At 43.0% G+C, this 19,934-nt stretch carries 16 protein-coding genes; 5 read left to right on the top strand and 11 right to left on the bottom strand.

The genetic code is table 11. The features are described 5' to 3' along the window. Nucleotides 1-166: 166 nt before the first annotated feature. From SJY28_RS05335 to SJY28_RS05305, 7 genes are all read right to left on the bottom strand, one after another. A complete protein-coding gene (locus SJY28_RS05335) occupies nucleotides 167-892 on the bottom strand; it encodes an ABC transporter permease (protein WP_101205569.1) in 726 nt (241 codons plus the stop codon). A gap of 12 nt (nucleotides 893-904) precedes the next feature. After that, the gene (locus SJY28_RS05330; protein WP_057758316.1) at nucleotides 905-1,639 is read right to left on the bottom strand and encodes an ABC transporter permease; all 735 of its coding nucleotides are present in this window, start codon (nucleotides 1,637-1,639) and stop codon (nucleotides 905-907) included. Nucleotides 1,640-2,075: 436 nt separating this feature from the next. Then, nucleotides 2,076-3,023, bottom strand: a complete 948-nt coding sequence (locus SJY28_RS05325) for an ABC transporter substrate-binding protein (protein WP_379543720.1) — start codon at nucleotides 3,021-3,023, stop codon at nucleotides 2,076-2,078. 72 nt (nucleotides 3,024-3,095) lie between these two features. Continuing rightward, nucleotides 3,096-3,992, bottom strand: a complete 897-nt coding sequence (locus tag SJY28_RS05320; RefSeq protein WP_101205565.1) for a transporter substrate-binding domain-containing protein — start codon at nucleotides 3,990-3,992, stop codon at nucleotides 3,096-3,098. Between the two features lie 152 nt (nucleotides 3,993-4,144). After that, nucleotides 4,145-4,945: a transporter substrate-binding domain-containing protein gene (locus SJY28_RS05315; RefSeq protein ID WP_379543718.1), complete on the bottom strand. Its 801-nt coding sequence runs from the start codon at nucleotides 4,943-4,945 to the stop codon at nucleotides 4,145-4,147. Between the two features lie 337 nt (nucleotides 4,946-5,282). After that, nucleotides 5,283-6,080 carry an ABC transporter ATP-binding protein gene (locus SJY28_RS05310; RefSeq protein WP_057758311.1) on the bottom strand — a complete coding sequence of 266 codons (798 nt, stop codon included), beginning with the start codon at nucleotides 6,078-6,080 and terminating at the stop codon, nucleotides 5,283-5,285. A 348-nt stretch (nucleotides 6,081-6,428) separates the two neighbouring features. Then, the gene (locus tag SJY28_RS05305; RefSeq protein WP_379543717.1) at nucleotides 6,429-6,734 is read right to left on the bottom strand and encodes a hypothetical protein; all 306 of its coding nucleotides are present in this window, start codon (nucleotides 6,732-6,734) and stop codon (nucleotides 6,429-6,431) included. Between the two features lie 431 nt (nucleotides 6,735-7,165). Between SJY28_RS05305 and SJY28_RS05300 the strand changes: the two genes are divergently transcribed. The 4 genes from SJY28_RS05300 (at nucleotide 7,166) to gltS (ending at nucleotide 11,219) form a co-directional block, all read left to right on the top strand. After that, nucleotides 7,166-8,467 carry a glutamate-5-semialdehyde dehydrogenase gene (locus SJY28_RS05300; RefSeq protein WP_379543716.1) on the top strand — a complete coding sequence of 434 codons (1,302 nt, stop codon included), beginning with the start codon at nucleotides 7,166-7,168 and terminating at the stop codon, nucleotides 8,465-8,467. Between the two features lie 121 nt (nucleotides 8,468-8,588). After that, nucleotides 8,589-9,341: a ribonuclease domain-containing protein gene (locus SJY28_RS05295; RefSeq protein ID WP_379543715.1), complete on the top strand. Its 753-nt coding sequence runs from the start codon at nucleotides 8,589-8,591 to the stop codon at nucleotides 9,339-9,341. 60 nt (nucleotides 9,342-9,401) lie between these two features. Continuing rightward, nucleotides 9,402-9,806 carry a barstar family protein gene (locus SJY28_RS05290; protein WP_379543713.1) on the top strand — a complete coding sequence of 135 codons (405 nt, stop codon included), beginning with the start codon at nucleotides 9,402-9,404 and terminating at the stop codon, nucleotides 9,804-9,806. A 138-nt stretch (nucleotides 9,807-9,944) separates the two neighbouring features. Continuing rightward, the gene (gene gltS, locus SJY28_RS05285; protein WP_057758303.1) at nucleotides 9,945-11,219 is read left to right on the top strand and encodes a sodium/glutamate symporter; all 1,275 of its coding nucleotides are present in this window, start codon (nucleotides 9,945-9,947) and stop codon (nucleotides 11,217-11,219) included. Between the two features lie 128 nt (nucleotides 11,220-11,347). On the opposite strand, the gene SJY28_RS05280 is transcribed toward gltS, so the two are convergent. The 4 genes from SJY28_RS05280 to SJY28_RS05265 form a co-directional block, all read right to left on the bottom strand. After that, on the bottom strand, nucleotides 11,348-12,883 hold the full coding sequence (locus SJY28_RS05280; RefSeq protein WP_341609807.1) for an alanine/glycine:cation symporter family protein: 1,536 nt from the start codon (nucleotides 12,881-12,883) through the stop codon (nucleotides 11,348-11,350). 409 nt (nucleotides 12,884-13,292) lie between these two features. Next, on the bottom strand, nucleotides 13,293-14,549 hold the full coding sequence (glyA, locus tag SJY28_RS05275; protein WP_379543712.1) for a serine hydroxymethyltransferase: 1,257 nt from the start codon (nucleotides 14,547-14,549) through the stop codon (nucleotides 13,293-13,295). 558 nt (nucleotides 14,550-15,107) lie between these two features. Then, a complete protein-coding gene (locus tag SJY28_RS05270; protein ID WP_379543710.1) occupies nucleotides 15,108-15,608 on the bottom strand; it encodes a chorismate--pyruvate lyase family protein in 501 nt (166 codons plus the stop codon). Between the two features lie 99 nt (nucleotides 15,609-15,707). Continuing rightward, nucleotides 15,708-17,090: a GNAT family N-acetyltransferase gene (locus SJY28_RS05265; protein WP_379543709.1), complete on the bottom strand. Its 1,383-nt coding sequence runs from the start codon at nucleotides 17,088-17,090 to the stop codon at nucleotides 15,708-15,710. A 607-nt stretch (nucleotides 17,091-17,697) separates the two neighbouring features. Here SJY28_RS05265 and SJY28_RS05260 point away from each other — a divergent pair. Further along, nucleotides 17,698-19,917 carry an NADP-dependent isocitrate dehydrogenase gene (locus SJY28_RS05260; RefSeq protein WP_191114679.1) on the top strand — a complete coding sequence of 740 codons (2,220 nt, stop codon included), beginning with the start codon at nucleotides 17,698-17,700 and terminating at the stop codon, nucleotides 19,915-19,917. The last annotated feature ends 17 nt before the right edge of the window (nucleotides 19,918-19,934 follow it).

Raw genomic sequence — 19,934 nt, 5'->3', positions numbered from 1 at the left:
GACTCGTGTGGCGATTGGCTCATACTAAACTCTCCCTGTAAATGATGGCTATTTTATCAGCAGTCCATACCATATTGTCTACAGTGACTTTGACGATTTTTAGTTGCTAACTGCTAACTGCTAACTGCTAACTGCTAACTGCTAACTGCTAACTGCTAACTGCTAACTATGGAATCGTATTGGTCACAACATCTGGTGGTACATAACTGGCATGACGGTTCATACGCTTTTCAAACATTCTAAAGCTAAACAAGATAACCCATGACAGCAATAGATAGACGATACCAGCGGCAAAGAATAGCTCCATCAAGGTATAGGTACGCGCACTAATCGTACGAGCAACACCTGTGATATCCATCAATGCAATAGTCGAAGCGAGCGCACTGCCCTTTAGCATAAAGATAACTTCGTTACTGTATGCTGGAATCACAATACCAAATGCGCGCGGCAGCGTAACCCGTGTTAGCTTTTGCCATTTCGACATGCCAAGCGCATCAGCGGCCTCAAGCTCTCCAATCGGAATCGTCTGAATCGCACCGCGTATAATCTCTGCCAGATAAGCACTGGTATTGAGGGTAAAGGCGATGATGGCACACCAATATGCTTGGCTAAGTACTGGCTCCCATAAGAATGACTCGCGTACGGCCTCAAATTGACCCAAACCATAATAAATCAGGAATATCTGTACCAGCAGCGGCGTACCACGGAAAAAGAAGATATACAGAAACGGTAGTATCTGTACCACCCAATTCTTAGACAGTCGTAACAACGCCAAAACCAAACCAAACAGCAATCCAATCACACCTGAAAACAAGACCAGCTGTACGGTCAATACCGCCCCGCCTAGTAAATCAGGGATATGGTCAAAAATGACCTGCCAATTCCAATCCATAGTATCTCTCCTCTACCCTATGGTCGATTGACTGTGAGTGGATTGACGGCTTATCTTTTTGGCATAGCGTGCCGCAGGATTGGCACGCCACTCAAGCCACATCATAAAGCCAGTAATCAACATGGTCAGACCCAAATAAATAATCGCTGCTGCCATATAAAAGGTAAACGGCTGCTGTGTAGACTGTGCCGCACGCGATGACTGATACATGATGTCCTTGAGACCCACGACCGATACCAATGCGGTATCTTTAAGCAGTACCAGAAATAAATTTCCCAGACCTGGTAAAGCAATCTGCCACACTTGCGGCAAAGTGATGCGATAAAAAGTCTGAAAAGGACGCATACCAATCGCTTGCGCAGCCTCTCGCTGCCCTACTGGAATCTCTTGAATGGACATGCGAAAAATCTCAGTCGCATACGCACCAAAAGCAATAGACAGTGCCATGACACCACCCCAAAAAGCGCTAATTTCGACATAGTCGTTATAGCCGAACTTTTTGAGGATGCTCATCAATAAAATAGAGCCGCCATAGTAAATAAAGAGCACCAATAGCAGCTCAGGAATACCGCGCATCGTCGCAGTATAGACAGTCGCAAGTTTACGCAGCAACCAGATATTGGACATCTTTGCGGTTGCGCCGAGCAAGCCTAAAGCCAAACCAATAATTAAACTGGTCACAGCTAGCTGTATGGTGACGGTAGCGCCGCTTAATAAAAGCGCGCCAAATCCTTGTAAGTCAAACACGATTATCCACTCAGTCTCTTTATATTAGCAATTTGCAAAATATGAGTTAAAAGAATCAGCATCAATAGCTGAACGCGGCGAAACACCGTATTTTATACCAAATCAATAGGGATGGTCGGCGTCAAAAAATGACGTCAGAAGAATACGATTAACGCTGCGATAATTGACACAGTAGAAATGAGCGCTGATTTTATCATATTCACTCGCCGTGATGTTAATACTGACGCGTAAAAGCTGCGCCTAAACCGTACTTAAACAGACACTTGCCTCTAGAGACATACAATAAGCCGACTAAATTTGAGCAAAATTAATAGGCGGCTATTATGTATATTCGTTGATATAACGACAAATAAAAAAGGACATCACCATGATGGCGATATCCTTTTATTAATCAAAACAATATTTTTTGACTGCTATCTTTGACTACTGTTAACTATTAACTAGCGCTTTCTGTCGTTGGTTGCTCGCTAATGTCTGCATCTGCACCCGTATCTACATCTTCACCAACTGTACTCGTTGCAGACGCTGGTACCGCAAAGTACTTTTGATTAATTTTATCGTAAGTACCATTAGCTTTTATATTAGCAAGAGACTGATTAATCTTGGCTTGTAGCGGATCGCCTGGGCGTACCGCTATCGCAAAGTTATCATTAATATCGATCTCATCACCTTTAAGCGCATATTTGCTACCAGCATTTGAGCTCAGCCATTCTATCGCAGGCAACTTGTCAGAAATCATCGCATCGACACGGTTTGAACCGAGATCCAAAAACGCATTGCTCAACGTATCATAAAGCTTCATATCGGCTTTTGGATACGTGTCTTCTAGCCACTGCGATGAGATAGTTGAACGCTGTGCAGCAATAGAATGCGAGTCGATATCACTGTTGTTACTAGGGTCAAAGCTGCTGTCTTTTTTGGCCAAAAAAACCAAGGCATTGCTAAAGTACGGATCGGTAAAGCTCACCTGCTGCGAACGCTCTGGAGTAACAGACATCGCGGCTACGATTGCATCGTACTTACCCGCTTTTAGACCAGGGATAATACCGTCCCAGTCCTGCGCCACAATCTCACAGGTCACCTGCATATCCGCACAGAGTGCATTTGCTATCTCAACATCAAAACCACCCAGTGTCCCATCGGCATTGGTATAGTTAAAAGGCGCATAGGCCCCTTCTGTACCGATGCGTAATACATCACCTGTAGAGGCTGCCGTTGTTTCGGTAGCCTCTGGATTGGTATCAGCGGCATTCTCTTGGCTATTGCTACAGCCAGCAACAGTAAAGGCCGTCGCTAGTGCAAACAATGACATAGACAGACGACTGGCTACATTAATGTTAAATTTGCCAGTCGTGGTACAGATTGGGGCACAATGGTTGCTCATGATCATCCTTGGTTTTTTCTTGAGTAAACAACACGTCTTCAAACAACAGCAGTCAAACTGCTAGATATCGTATTAGTTAGCTGGCGCTTCTTCTTCAGCGACCATTACTTCTTCGACACTATCAGTTGTTGCCACCGCTTTTTGTGCTGCAGCCGTTGAGCTAGTACCAAAATAGCTACCCGTGATTTGATCATAGGTGCCGTTGTCTTTTAGCTCAGCCAATGCTGCATTGAACTTAGCAACTAACGGATCGCCTTTACGGAAGGCAATACCCATTGCATCATCATTGGTGCTGATTTCTTCACCTTTAACTTCGTAGCCTTTGCCTGCGTCTGTTTTTAACCAGTCGATACCCGTTACTTTGTCAGACATCATACCGCGCACGCGACCTGAGGTCAGATCTAAATAAGCATTGTCTTGCGTATCGTATAGTTTGATATCAGCATCTGCATGCTCGTCTTGTAGGTATTGCGAAGCAACAGTTGAGCGCTGTGACGCAATTGGCAGACCTGTTAGTGACTCTACGCTTAAGTCATCACCTTTTTTACCGATCAAGATGATACCGCTATGGAAGTAAGGGTCACTGAAATCAACCACTTCTTTACGCTCAGGCGTGATAGACATACCTGCGATAGCTGCATCAAACTTCTGTGCGTTAAGCCCTGGAATCAAACCGTCCCAATCTTGAGAGATGACTTCACACTCAGCTTTCATTTGCGCACATAGTGCGTCAACCAGCTCAATCTCGTAACCAATCAGCTTGCCATCTGCATCGGTATAACTAAAAGGCTTGTAGCTTGATTCTGTCGCGATTTTGATATTTAAAGGCGCTTCAGTAGCGGTATCAGCTTCAGCATTTTCTGCTGGTGCTGAGCTATTGTTACAACCTGCCAGCATTAGCATTGCTGCGCTAAGCGGTGCTAGCCACAATGCTTTTTTGCTCATTGATGATGTCATTGAAATTGTCATAAGTTTTATTCCTTAATGTATTTACCAGCTGTATCGTCAATCACTGCTTGCTGATTTATGCTTATAAACACCGTTTATTTGAAACATGCTTGGTTTTAAGCATTACTTGCATCAAACGTTACTTGTTCTAAGCATAAATCTTCAGTGAGTCATTATTGACCAAAGTTCATCTGCTCAAGACGTGCAAGCTCACCGTTACTACGGATTTCGCTCAATGCTTTGTCAAAGTCAGCTTTGAGTGAGTCACCTTTACGTACAGCAATGGCAATATTGTCATCGTTATCAATTTCATCACCAACGACACCGAAGCCCGCTGCGTTTTCTGCTAACCATGATTTGGCAGAAACTTTTTCAGCCAATACGGCATCGCTACGACCAGATTTTAGATCTAGATAGGCATTGTCATAGTTGTCATACAATTGAACTGTGTTGCCTTCTTTGCCTTCGTAGTTATCCTGTAGATAAGCACCTGGCGTAGTAGAACGTTGACCACCAAGCGTTGCATCTTTAATCGCCATAGGATCAAAACCACCATCCGTATTGGTCAGCCATACCATCGTATTGGCAAAGTACGGCTCGCTGAAATCAACTTTTTCTTGACGCTCAGCGGTGATAGACATACCTGCAATCACAGCATCATATTTCTGTGCCAATAGACCTGGGATAATACCGTCCCAATCTTGTGCAACGATTTCACACTTGGCTTGCATTTGATCACACAAGGCATTGGCAACATCGATATCAAAACCTGCCAAGCTGCCGTCGGCGTTGGTGTAGTTGAATGGAGGGTAAGCGCCCTCGGTAGCGATACGAATGGTTTTACCAGTGGTTTCTGCTGCAGGGGCATCAGCGTTGGTATCGGTAGTTTCATCGGCAGGTTGGCTACAAGCGCTCAACATCAATGCAGCAGTAACGGTCATCGATGACCACAATAGGCGAGAATTCGACATCATACGTTCCTTAAATTCTGATGGGTTTTACATAAGTTTTTGACAGGATTTTCTGACTTAGGGTTCTGATATTTTGTTCTCTGACGTCCCTGCCAGACAAGCAATATAGATAGCAGAATAACAGACAGCCACGAGACGTGACGGCCTATAAACCTTTTGATAATACCTGAGTAAAATATCAAAAACAAACGTTTTGCATACTCATAGTTATCATTGGGCAATAAACAGTCAACAATGGTTACGTTACAGTGATTTTACATTTGGTAGGGTAAATGGTGGCAAGCGTGTTGCCACCATTTGTATTGGACATGATATTAAGCGAAAAACTAATGATTAATAACTAAGTAGGACGGTGTGATGCCATAAAGTCTTTGACGCGCTCGGAGGTAGGGTTATCAAAGACTTGCTCAGGTGTGCCAATTTCTTCAACCACACCTTGATGTAAAAAGACGACTTTGCTTGATACTTCACGGGCAAAGCGCATTTCGTGAGTAACGATAAGCATTGTACGCCCCTCTTCTGCTAGCTCACGCATTACCGCAAGTACTTCGTTGACCAGTTCGGGATCTAGCGCAGAGGTTGGTTCATCAAATAGTAGAACTTGTGGCTGCATAGCAAGCGCACGAGCAATAGCGACACGCTGACGCTGACCACCAGATAAGTTGGCAGGATAAGCATCTTTTTTGTCGAGCAGGCCGACTTTATCGAGCAGCTTTTCTGCATCGCTAATCGCTTGGTCTTTTTTAATCTTTAAGACCTGCGTTGGCCCTTCGATGATGTTTTGTAGAATTGTCTTATGCGGCCATAGGTTGAAGTTCTGAAAGACAAACCCCACACGAGCGCGCAAGCTTTCTAGTTGCTTCACGTCTGCCGCTTGTAACTCACCTGATTTGGCAGGTTTTAGCATCAGCTCTTCATTACCGATCAAGATACGGCCATGATTTGGGTTTTCTAGAAGATTAATACAACGCAGCAACGTCGACTTACCTGAGCCAGATGAGCCCAAAATAGAGATAACATCGCCATCATAGGCAGTCAGGGATACCCCTTTCAATACCTCTAATGAGCCGTAGCTTTTATGGATGTCTTGTAAGTCTAGGGCGATAGGCCGAGTCGGGTTTTTTGCAGTATCAAGCATGGTTCAGCAGACTTCCAATAAATATGAGTGAAAACACGAATAAAATAAGAGCTATATCTATATATAGTACAAGCATCTAGATGCATTATCGTAATATGCCTGATGAGGCAAAGAGAAAAATGCCATATTGTCTCTTATTACGCAGTAAAAAGGCAAATATTGTATTTAACCAACGGGTTAATCAGCTTCTAACAAACCGCGAATACAAAAAAGCCCAGACTGCATTTATCGCTCTGGGCTTTATTTTATCACTTTAGAATACGAGACGTTGTGTTATCTGATAACTGCCTATTTATAGTATCTAGTTAGTACACTTATGATGTAGCTAATATATTCTATAATATGCGATTAATACGTCGATACATGCTCTGAGTCTTCAGTACCATCCATCATATCCGCATCTTCTGCTGTCGCCACTGCCACATCATCGTTATTGGTAACGTCCATACCTTCATCATCGGCACTAGCAACGGCCACATCATCATTGTCGCTCGCTGTTGCATTTTCTTCTACAGAGGTTTGAGCGTCTACAGTAGTATCAGCTTCAGTTTCCATCGGTGTATCGTCTTTTTTGCTACAAGCGCCTAATGCCAGAGCACCTGCTACCAAGCCAACCGTTAACCAATTTTTATAAGTTGTATTTTTCGTAGCCATGTTCGTTCTCCATCACTCATTATAATAAGATTAAGTACTATCTACTGATAGCCTTGCTGTTTTAATGCTTACTATACTGAGGATATCTCGCAGCTACCTTAGTATTTACAGCGCAATTCTGTTAAAAACACGTAAAGATATAGTGTAATACTGATAACGTGCCTATCTTAAATAAATACCGCTTATCATGAATAATATTACTTTGAATAAGTCCTTACAAGAGCGCTGCAAAGCGGATTCTGTTCACAAAATCATCTTTACTATCGCCTCAATCTGCTCTATGTTAAATAGCATAATGACCTACCGCTATCTAAGTAGGCATTCAAAACTTCTTTTTTTGCGACATTTTTCGCCTTTTTAGGTACTTTTACCTATATAAAATTGGGCGCTTTTAGTTATAAAAAACCTGTATCACATAAGGAAAATAATTTATGAGTCAATCGAATACTACGGATATTACGACCTATATGCAGTCTGTCGGCAAGCAAGCACGAGCTGCTTCGCGCGCGCTGGCTGCTGCCAACACTGGCGATAAAAATTCAGCACTCTTAGCCATTCATGATGAGCTGGTCAATGCCAAACAAGACATCTTGGCTGCCAATAAAATCGATATGGACAATGGTCAAAAAAACAATCTTGATAGCGCCCTCCTCGACCGCTTGGAGCTAAACGAAGCACGATTTAACGGTATGCTACAAGGTCTTAAAGATGTCGCTGGCCTTCCTGATCCAATCGGTGAAGTCACTGATATGACCTATCAGCCATCGGGTATTCATTTGGGCAAAATGCGAGTACCACTTGGTGTGGTCGGTATGATTTATGAGTCGCGTCCTAACGTAACATTAGAGGCTGCCTCACTGGCACTCAAATCAGGCAATGCTATTATCTTACGCGGTGGTTCTGAGGCATTTGAATCTAACCAAGCCATTGCCAAATGTATCATTAAAGGACTTAGCCATACTGATCTATCGGAACATAGCGTGCAAGTGCTACAGACAACCGATCGTGCAGCCGTCGGTGAGCTGATTACCATGACTGAATATGTCGATGTCATCGTGCCACGTGGTGGTAAAGGTCTGATTGCGCGTATTAGCAACGATGCCAAAGTACCTGTAATTAAGCATTTAGACGGTAACTGCCATACCTTTATCGATAGTGATGCGGATCCTGAGATTGCGATTAAGGTCAGTGTCAATGCCAAAACGCATCGTTACGGTACTTGTAATACGATGGAGACGCTACTGGTCGATGAAACAGTCGCAGATGAGCTATTGCCTAAAATTGCAGAGGCTATCGTCGCTGCTGATGACGCAATGCAACTACGCCTTGATGACAAATCGCAAGCTATCCTAAATGACAATGCTAAGCTTAAAGGTCATCTATCAGCTGCCACCTCAGAAGATTGGGATACTGAATATCTAGCTCCTATCCTAGCGGTAAAAGTGGTCGCAGGTATTGATGAGGCGATTGAGCATATCAATACGCACGGCAGCCATCATACCGATGTCATCATCACTGATAACTATACCAAGTCACAGCGCTTCATCCGTGAAGTGGACTCGGCCAGCGTTATGATTAACGCCTCTAGCCGTTTTGCTGATGGTTTTGAATACGGTCTCGGTGCTGAAATTGGTATTTCAACGGACAAAATCCATGCGCGTGGCCCTGTCGGTCTCGAAGGTCTGACGTCACAGAAATGGATCGTTTATGGTCATGGCGAAACCCGTGCTTAATCATACCAACATCGACTATCAAAACGAATAATCAAAAACGTCAGCAATTATGCTGGCGTTTCTTCGTTTGCATCATAAGTATTTTAGTTAAGGCATTTAAATTATAGGGAGCGGTACGACCATGCAAAGTGGCAAGATTAAGCACTGGAATGAAGATAAAGGCTATGGCTTTATCGATGTAGATAATCAAAGTGAAGATGTGTTCTTTCATATTAGCAAAGCAAGACTGGCCAAGCCTATAACGGTTGGACAAAGTGTCTATTTTAACAGTGTCCGTAACGATAAAAATCAATTGAGAGCCACTGAAGTGACCTCATCTTCGTTGAGCCTTGACCGAGATACTGCATCAGATGTTCCAAGCTACACACCTACTAATGCTAATAGAAATAGTCATCATAGCACTCGTAACTCAAATCGTAGCAGTCAAAACAGCAGACCCAATAAAAGAAGCTTAGGCTCTACACTATTTAGCCTTATCGCTATCATCGCCGTCGCTTTCTATTTCTTTGGCGACTTAAATTCGACATTGTTTGCTGATAGCATTGAGTCGACAACGGTATCGCAAGACGTCACTAATAATACGAACCAAGTCGTCCGTGCTGATATAACGGGTGATGCACAGGTTGATAATACGATTGCACTTATTCAGCAAGGCGGCCCGTTTCCTTATCCAAATAAAGATGGAACGACGTTTTATAACCGTGAAGGTAGACTACCCGCTCAGTCACAAGGTTACTATCGCGAATATACCGTACCCACCCCTAGTGTCTCCCATCGCGGCGCACGGCGTATCGTCACAGGTGGTAACCCTCCTACTGTCTATTACTTAACTGTCGATCACTATGATAGCTTCCAAAGACTACAGGTGCCTTAATATGAAAAAGAAAATATCAACCAAGCTGATATGAAACAAGCGAATACGGACAAAGCCGATATGAACCGAGAAAGTATAAACCAAGCCATCCACTACGTTAATCAAAGCCATGTTAATCAAGACCACATTAACCAAAACGGTACAGCACTGGGTACTAGCATTCCTGCGCAGGCTGTTACTATAGCCGTAGGTGACACGCTCGAAAAAACTGAGCTATTGACGAGTTTGGCCAAGGCCTGTGACTTCCCTAGTTATTTTTCATACAACTGGGACAGTGCATGGGATTGTCTAACAGACAGTGAGGCAATTCATTTAAGGCTTGATTTAACAGACGTCAAAAGGATAAACACTGAGGACTTCAATGTCTTTAAAAGCATCATTGAGGATGCCTTTAGAGAATTTGGCAAACCACAATTGTGGATCATCGTGCCATCTGAGGATGAAGCTTATGCTTTAGAAAGTTAGTCGCTAACAGCTTATATATTGCAAGCCTGACCGCCGATAGTCACCGATAATTATTCGTCATCATAGAAACCTGAATTCGAGATAAAGCCATATTTATCCCGAATTCAGGTTAATTTATTTTATAGAAAGGATTAACCTATGGAGATTACCTTAAACGGTTATTACACCCTGATATTGGCCACCTTAGTGCTGCTACTTGGGCGGTTTTTGGTGCGAAGGGTCAAGTTTTTAGAAGACTTTAATATTCCAGAACCTGTTGCTGGTGGTTTGGTCGCGGCAATTGTTGTCTATGCTCTCAATATGGTTTGGGGATATAGTTTCAACTTTCATCAAGGACTACAGACCGCCACCATGTTGATGTTCTTTGCGTCCATCGGTCTGAGCGCTGATTTTAGTCGTCTAAAAGCAGGCGGCACACCATTACTAATTTTTACTATCGTTGTTTCAGTGTTTATTGTATTGCAGGACGTCGTCGGTGTGGCCATGGCAAGTGCATTGGGACTTGATCCTCTGCTCGGTCTGGTGACAGGTTCTATCGCTCTAACTGGTGGTCATGGTACAGCAGGCGCTTGGGGCATTACGCTAGAACAAGACTACGGCGTGGTCGGTGCGACTACACTTGGTATCGCGGTTGCTACTTATGGTTTGGTCGCGGGTGGTATTGTTGGCGGTCCTGTTGCCCGCCGCTTGATTAATCGACTTGGCCTAAAACCAACGCCAGCCAACCCTGATCCTAGCGATATCGAAAAAGTTGCTGGTGCACAGTCGTTATATAGCACCAAACACGATGAGGAGTCTGCAGGTAGTAATAAAGATATCTTTGAAAGACCTGATAGCATGCGCTTTATCACCGCTTCTTCTACTATCGAAACCTTGGCACTATTCGCAGGTGCTTTGGCTTTTGCCGATGTGATGGCCATAGTTGCTGAAGGCACCTGGTTTGAGCTGCCGACGTTCGTATGGGCACTGGCAGGCGGCGTCATCATTCGCAATGTGCTGACGATGGTCTTCAATTTTGATATGTTTGACCGCTCAATTGATGTACTTGGTAATGCGTCTTTAAGTCTATTTTTAGCGATGGCATTATTGTCTTTAAAACTTTGGCAATTGACCGATTTGGCAGGCCCTGTACTCGTCATATTGGTCGTACAGACCATCATTATGATTATCTACGTTTACCTCATTACCTTTAAAATTATGGGTAAAGACTACGACGCAGCTGTATTATCAGCGGGTCATTGTGGTTTTGGTATGGGTGCGACACCGACTGCAATTGCAAATATGCAGGCAGTCACTGATCGCTATTTGCCTTCACCTAAAGCATTTCTAATCGTACCGATGGTAGGTGCGTTCTTTGTTGATATCGTCAATGCCACGATATTGCAGATATTTACGAAGCTGCCGTTTATGTAGGCTGATGCTGTTATAGATCAAAACTTAATAGATATCTAGTAAATACTAGCCATCGAAAAGCCCGCCAAGACTCATCTTGGCGGGCTTTTTTAATTATCAAGTTATAATAGAGTGTTTAATCAAACCTATTATTTATACTTCTTAATTTCACCACTTTTCACACGCGCTATGAAAGAATTAACCTCTCTTTTCACAATTGGCATCAAGAAGTACAGACCGATGATGTTAAAGATAGCCATAGCGAACAGAGCCGCATCTGAGAAGTCGATAACGAAGCTAAACTGTACGATGGTACCGATAACAACGAAGATTAAGAAGATAAGTTTGTATATCATCTCGCCGCCTTTACCTTCACCGAAAAGGTAAGTCCAAGCTTTTAGACCATAATATGACCATGAAATCATCGTTGAGAAAGCAAATAATAATACCGCGACAGCTAGGAAATACTGGAAGATAGGCGCCGTTTCCATAAAGGCCGCACGGGTTAGATCCACACCAGTAAGCGCCTGGGTTTGTAAGTTTGCGGCAGTGTTCACCCCAGAGATAGTAATAACAAGCGCCGTCATCGTACAGATAACAACCGTATCAATGAAAGGCTCTAATAGCGCTACTAGACCTTCAGTAGCAGGCTCTTTGGTTTTTACTGCTGAGTGAGCAATAGCGGCTGAACCAACACCCGCTTCGTTAGAGAAAGTGGCACGTTTTAAACCTTGAATTAACGCGCCAATAAAACCACCAGCTACACCAGCACCAGTGAAGGCACCCGAGAAAATCTCACCAAATGCAGCGCCGATATGATTAAAGTTAGCAATCAGTACGATTACCGCCATAGTAATGTATAACAAGGCCATAAAGGGTACGACTTTTTCGGTAACGGTTGCGATGCGCGGCATACCACCAATGATAACCATACCGACTAAAAATGCTAAGCCAATACCAAAGAATACACTGTAGTCCGTTGGAATGCTAAACGTAGAGCTCATCACTGCAAAGGCTTGGTTACCCTGAAACATGTTACCGGCACCAAAGGTCGCCAATATACACATAAGTGCAAAACCAACAGCCAGAAACTTACCTAATCCGCCCATACCACGTTCAGCCATACCGCGGCTTAGGTAGTACATAGGGCCACCTGATACGACGCCAGATGGTAATACCGTACGGTATTTGACACCTAACGTACATTCTACAAACTTAGTCGCCATACCGAATAGGCCGACCATAATCATCCAAAAGGTAGCGCCAGGTCCACCAATAGCAAGTGCTGCACCAACGCCTGCGATATTACCAAGACCAACAGTACCTGATAACGCAGTAGCTAAAGCTTGAAAATGGCTGACCTCGCCTTCTTCTTTGTTAGCGGGATTGGGATCGGTATATTTGCCTCTGACAATATCCAGAGACAAGCCTATTTGGCGAAACTGAATAAATCCAAAGTAAAAAGTGAATACGAGTGCAGCAACTAATAACCAACCCACAATGAGCGGGAAGCTGACGTCTCCAAGAGGTACTGAAAAGAAAATAAGGTCGACGAACCAGCCAAATATATTGGCCATAAAGCCATCGAGACCTGCTCCAAATGCTGCTAAACCTGATTGTTCTGCTGCTTGCGCAAGAGTCGTGCTGAGTAATAGCATCGTTGCGACTAAAGATTGTTTTTTCATGTAAATCCCTCTATTGAAAATAATATTTATATAATTATTCAATCAATTACAGCGATACTAATACAAAGTGTAACTATTTATTATAATTTGTATTAGTATTATTAATAAATGCTCAATACCGACTATATACTAATATTTTTGTATAAACAAAGAGATTTACACATTTTTCTTAATTAAACATCAACTTAGCTCTTTAAAACTAATAGCGGAACTCAGTCAAGCTCACTATACTTATCGAAAAATGTCGGTAATAATCTTCAGTTTAAATAACAGACTTAAATATAATTAAAAGAGCTAAATAGCAATACCAATATAGGTTTGCGTTAAATGCTCTAATATTTATAAAGAGCAATAACAAAAAAACCGCTAAGCAAAAGCTTAGCGGTTTTTTTTATTACCATTCTAAAGTTTACTGATTTTTAGCATAGACTGGTAATTCTGCACAGATAGCTTCTACTTTAGCGCGTACTTCAGTAGCAACCGCTTCATCACCGCGACTGTCTAGTACGTCACATATCCAACCTGCCAACTCACCCGCCTGTGCTTCATTGAAACCGCGAGTAGTAATCGCTGGCGTACCGATACGGATACCAGAAGTCACGAATGGTGATTTTGGATCGTTTGGTACAGCGTTTTTGTTGACAGTGATGTGTGCTTCACCAAGCCATTTGTCCGCTTCTTTACCCGTCATTTCTTGCTTAACGAGGCTGATTAGCATTAGATGGTTTTCAGTACCGCCAGAGATGACTTCATAGCCGCGCTCTTGAACCACTTTTGCCATTGCTTGCGCATTTTTCACTACTTGCTGCTGATACGTTTTGAAGTTATCTTCTAACGCTTCTTTAAAGCAAACCGCTTTTGCAGCGATAACATGCATCAACGGGCCACCTTGGTTGCCTGGGAATACAGCTGAGTTTAGCTTTTTAGCCAATACTTCATCACGCGACAAAATCATACCTGAGCGTGGGCCACGTAGAGTTTTGTGCGTCGTCGTTGTAACCACATCAGCGAAAGGTACTGGGTTTGGATAAACACCGCCAGCAACTAGGCCTGCAACGTGAGCCATATCGACCAATAGATACGCGCCTACTTCGTCCGCGATGTCACGGAAACGCTGCCAATCAACTACTTGTGAATATGCTGAGAAACCCGCGATGATCATTTTTGGCTTATGCTCACGCGCCAAGCTCTCTACTTGATCATAATCAATAAGGCCAGTGCCATCTACCAATCCGTACTGTACGGCATTGTAGTTCAGACCTGAGAAGTTGATATGTGCGCCATGGGTCAAGTGACCACCAGCGTCTAAGCTCATGCCTAGTACAGTGTCATTTGCCTCTAACAATGCTAAAAATACGGCTGAGTTTGCTTGGCTACCAGAATGTGGCTGAACGTTCACATACTCTGCACCGAACAACTCTTTAGCGCGGTCAATAGCCAATTGCTCAACCACATCTACATGCTCACAACCACCATAGTAACGCTTGCCAGGATAGCCTTCTGCGTATTTGTTGGTAAGGTCGGTACCTTGTGCTTCCATCACTGCTTGTGAGCAGTAGTTTTCAGAGGCGATAAGCTCGATGTGGTTTTCTTGACGAACGCTTTCTGCGGCCATCGCTTCAGCAAGTACTGGATCAAAATCTTTGATAGAAATATCTTTAAACATAGTGATGTCCTAAGTAGTGACTGTCATTAAAAAACGTCATTGAAAAGAAGCCTATAGCCTGCCCACAATAAGACAACTACTGCGTCAACGTCGCTCGAAGTACTATTAATACCTCTGCACGCTGTTTTTCTGCAGTCTGTTTTATGGTATGACCATTATTGTGAATGGAGTCTATTAGCAAAGATTGAAATAAGAATAAATACAGGCGACTGACCTGTTATTAACTTGACTGATTCGTCAATAAAATCGATGTACATTTGCATCGATATCATCGCGAAAGATTAAGTGTAACATGAAAATTTGTGCTGTGAGCGCAAAAAAACCTCACCTTAAGATGAGGGAATTAAATGACTATATAACATAGATAAATAGCCAATAAAATAAAGGATTTACCCGCTTAAAATTTTCGCCAATATGCCTTCTTATGCTGTTTTAGGCATAAAATATTTTTAAGCATGGCTAGATATAGTCGATTCACTTTAAAAGTAGTACAAAGCAGCCGAGTGTAGATGTATATTAAATACCTCAAGCGAGGTTAACGTTAACGCAGTAATATTTTTATAGGTCGCTAGTTAAAAACGCAGGTAAGAACGTTTCACTAATCATAAGCGTGCGACCATACCAGTCATAACACGTTTGTCGTTGCCAACCGTCATTCGTACGACTGATAAAACGCTCATTTGGCAAGGTACGGCGACGCTTAAATAAAACGTAGCCGATAGGTGTGTTTTTCAGATGTTGAAGACGACGTGACTGACCTTTTAAACTGTTTAAAGGAAAGATACTCTGTGCTTGTACCCATGGCATTTCATCATTGCCATATAGCTGCACTTCCCGTATCCATGCCAGCATTGGACGATTTAGCATCATGCCTCGTACACCCAGCTGCTTTTTTTGACCTAAAGTTAGCGAACGATAGCCTTCAAAGCTGCGTTTTACGCACAGCGGCTGCCCCGCCTTCTCTTCTAATATCGTAGTGAGAGAACCTTCAGCATTTAGCCAAGGTAAGAGTTCAGTAGGAGGTAGGTCATTGGTAGAACTAAAAGAATTGCTGGTCATAGTTTATGGCTAGTATTTTTTAAAGAGTTTTTAACAGTTAAAAGGTGTGTGCAAATAGAAGTAGAGTTAATCAAAGCTGATTACCGTTATAAATTACTGCTATGAGTCACTACCATCAAATTCAGGCATATTGTCTGCATTAAAAGGCAAAGCTTCAAAGGCCTGCTGACGATACTGCGCCATGTGCATTCGATCTCTAGCACAAAAATCGCCAATCGCCGGTACAAAACGCGGATCATAGATACGGTGGATAGAATGTGTCGTGGTTGGGATAAAACCACGTACCAGCTTATGCTCGCCTTGCGTACCCGGATCAAAGGATAACAACCCTTGCTCAATAGCAAACTCGATACCTTGGTAATAACACAGCTCAAAATGCAAGCTGTCATACTCACCGAGCGCACCCCAGTAACGACCATATAAGGTGGCATTATTATCAGCCTTGTCACCATCAACATTCTCGCTATCAGCCTTGTTATTATCAGGTCTGTCATATAAGAACAAACTGCTCGCGATAATCTCACCACTGGCATCAAGTGCTTGTGCAAGCATTATATGCTCAGGCATGCTCGCTGCCAATGCCATAAAAAAGTCTATCGTCAAATAAGGCTGCTGTCCGCGTACTGCATAGGTCATCACATAACAGTGATAAAAAGCCTTCCAGTCAGCATCGCTAATAGCATCACCGCACTTGCGCTGGCAACTAATGCCTTGCTCGGCAACTTTACGGCGCTCAGCCCGAATGGTTTTGCGCTTTTTGGCTTTTAAGGTCATCAAAAAAGCATCAAAATCTGCAAATGACTTACTATCATTAAGTAAGTCTTTATTTTGCCATAAGAACTGGCAGCCTTGACGCTCAAATATCGGTAGCTCAATAGCAGCTGACTCTACGCCGCTTTCTTGAGCCGCTATCGCAAGCTCTACATCAATTTCAGTTGGCATAGATGTAGTAGCAATAGAGGTCAGCTTTGGTGTCACAAACAGTCCATGCCAGCTTGAAGCGCCCACTTGTTGAGCGATATCATCGATACCTGCGATGGCTGTTTTGAGGATATCTTCATTTAATATTTCACCTTTTGCCAACCAAACTCTCTGACCAGTAATCGGTGTATATGGTGCGCTAGTGACCAATCGCGGATAATAATCAACACCATAGCGTGCATAAGCTTCAGCCCATGCATGATCAAATACAAACTCACCGCGATGATGACCTTTTATAAATACTGGCATGACAGCCACAGGCTGCAATGTATTTTCTGCCGCGCTATCTACTAAGGTATCGGTGTTATCTTCACTATCGGCATAGTCTGTGACACGATGTACCAAAATAAATATCGGTAGCCACCCTGCCTGCTCACCAATGGCTCCGGTGTCAGTCAGCGCTTGCCAAAAAGCAAATGACATAAAAGGGGTATCTGGCGTCTGCCACTCTGTTTGGCTCTGCCAGCTGGTATCATTAATCAGCGCATACTCTAAACTCATATTCACCGTCACTATTATAATCGCGATATATTTATCGATAACCAATCTATTGATGACCTAGACTAGCAAATTTTTACGCCATTGCTGTCACAATTTGCAAAAACTTATCTGCATCCAATAAAAAACCACCAACGATAACGCGAGTGGTTTGCATGACTGCGCTCATGGGCAGTAAGATCAATATAAAACGTCATGAAAAAACAGTAGTTGTATGGAAAAGATGATATCGAAGCCGATGACTGGTAGAATAAGGTTGTTATTAGCTTAGTATAATTCGAAACCATAGGATACGAGCTAAAACAGTATACTTAGTTCATGGTATACGATTGACATCCTATCGGATTTATAGTGGATTGATTATAATGTAGCGTCAGTGATTCACTTTTAGGCAATTTTGCACCGACTGTTAACGTGTTGCCTTTAAATGCTTTTTTCATGAATATTATTAAAAGAAAATGTCTGACCTGTCTTAAAAATTTCTAAGAAGCTACATATGAAGTACTTGTTCTAACCATATCATGGATTATTGCATAGTATCATTGACGCATATTCAACACTATATTTGAGCTTTATTATTAACTACAGCCTAAAGGAAGATCTAACTAAAATGTCAAAAATTATTTATACAAAAACTGACGAAGCCCCAGCGCTGGCGACTCTGTCGTTCTTACCTATTGTCGAAGCATTCACTAAAACGGCAGGCGTTGAAGTTGAAACTAGCGACATCTCTGTTGCAGCGCGTATACTGGCTGAATTCCCTGAATACTTGACCGAAGAACAACGTGTTCCTGACAACTTAGCTGAGCTAGGTCGTCTGACTCAAGATCCAAATACCAATATCATCAAACTGCCAAACATCAGTGCTTCTGTACAGCAGTTAAAAGCCGCTATCAAAGAGCTACAGAGCAAAGGCTATGCTATCCCTAACTTCCCAGAAGATCCACAAACTGACGAAGAAAAAGAGCTACGCAAGCGCTATGGCAAAAGCTTAGGCAGTTCAGTGAACCCAGTACTGCGTGAAGGTAACTCAGATCGCCGCGCTCCTAAAGCAGTTAAAAACTATGCACGCAAGCATCCACACTCTATGGGTGAGTGGAAGCAATGGTCAAGCACGCACGTATCACACATGCATGGCGGCGACTTCTACGATGGCGAGCAATCTATGACATTAGATAAAGCTCGTACAGTACGTATGGAATTGTTACTTGATGATGGTACTCAAAAAGTATTAAAACCTAAAATTGCTTTGCTTGATAAAGAAGTCATCGATCTGATGGTCATGAGCAAAAAAGCACTATTAGAGTTTTATGAGCGTGAAATGGAAGATTGCCGCGAAGCTGGTATCTTGTTCTCATTGCACGTAAAAGCAACCATGATGAAGGTCTCGCATCCTATCGTCTTTGGTCATGCGGTTAGAATCTACTACAAAGAAGCCTTTGAAAAACATGGCGCATTCTTTGATGAGCTAGGTATCAACGTCAACAACGGTATGGCAGATTTGTACGACAAGATCTCAACGCTACCAGCTTCAAAACGTGAAGAAATTGAGCGTGATTTACATGCGTGTCAAGAGCATCGCCCACGTCTGGCGATGGTCGACTCTTCAAAAGGTATTACTAACTTCCATTCTCCAAGTGATGTAATCGTTGATGCTTCTATGCCAGCGATGATTCGTTCAGGTGGTAAAATGTGGGGTGCTGATGGCAAAATGTATGACTGTAAAGCCGTCATGCCAGAGTCTACCTTTGCTCGTATTTACCAAGAAATGATCAACTTCTGCAAATGGCATGGTAACTTTGATCCAAAAACAATGGGCACCGTTCCTAACGTTGGCCTAATGGCTCAAAAAGCTGAAGAATACGGCTCGCATGACAAGACTTTTGAGTCTAGCGATGCTGGTATTGCACGTATCGTCGATATTGATACTGATGAAGTATTACTCGAAAAACGTGTTGAGAAAGGTGATATCTGGCGCATGTGTCAGGTCAAAGACGAGCCTATCCAAGACTGGGTAAAACTTGCCGTACGCCGTGCTCGTGAATCAGATACGCCTGTTATCTTTTGGTTAGACCCATACCGTCCACATGAGAACGAGCTAATCAAAAAAGTTAGAACATATCTAAAAGATCATGATACTACTGGCTTACATATCGAGATTATGTCTCAGGTTCGTGCGATGCGTTATACCCTAGAGCGCGTTGCTCGTGGTCTAGATACTATCTCTGCCACCGGTAACATCCTACGCGATTACCTAACTGACTTGTTCCCTATCCTAGAGCTAGGAACCAGTGCCAAGATGCTATCAGTTGTACCACTAATGAAAGGCGGCGGTTTGTTTGAAACTGGCGCTGGTGGTTCTGCACCAAAGCACGTTGAGCAGCTGACAGAAGAAAACCATCTACGTTGGGATTCACTCGGTGAGTTCTTGGCCTTGACGGTATCGTTGGAGCATCTAGCAAACAACGATAACAATGCTAAAGCTCAAATTTTAGCTGATACGCTAGATACAGCAACAGAAAAACTGCTACTAAACGACAAGTCGCCATCACGCAAAACTGGCGAGCTCGACAACCGTGGTAGCCATTTCTATCTAGCGATGTACTGGGCAGAAGAGCTTGCAGCGCAAGATAAAGATAGCGAGCTAAAAGCGCAATTTACACCATTCGCGCAAAAGCTAAAAGAGAACGAAGAAGCCATCGTTAAAGAGCTTAACCAAGCTCAAGGCAAGCCAGTAGATATCAAAGGCTACTACTATGCTGATGAAGAATTGGCTAAGAAAGCAATGCGTCCAAGCGCTTTGTTTAACGAGACTTTGGCATCGCTATAATTTTAAGCAACTGCTCT

Origin of the sequence: Psychrobacter sp. R86515, from assembly GCF_042466315.1 — a bacterium.
Taxonomy (GTDB): domain Bacteria; phylum Pseudomonadota; class Gammaproteobacteria; order Pseudomonadales; family Moraxellaceae; genus Psychrobacter.
Note: the sequence above shows the minus strand (reverse complement) of the source record. Positions and strands in the feature narration are given on the sequence as shown.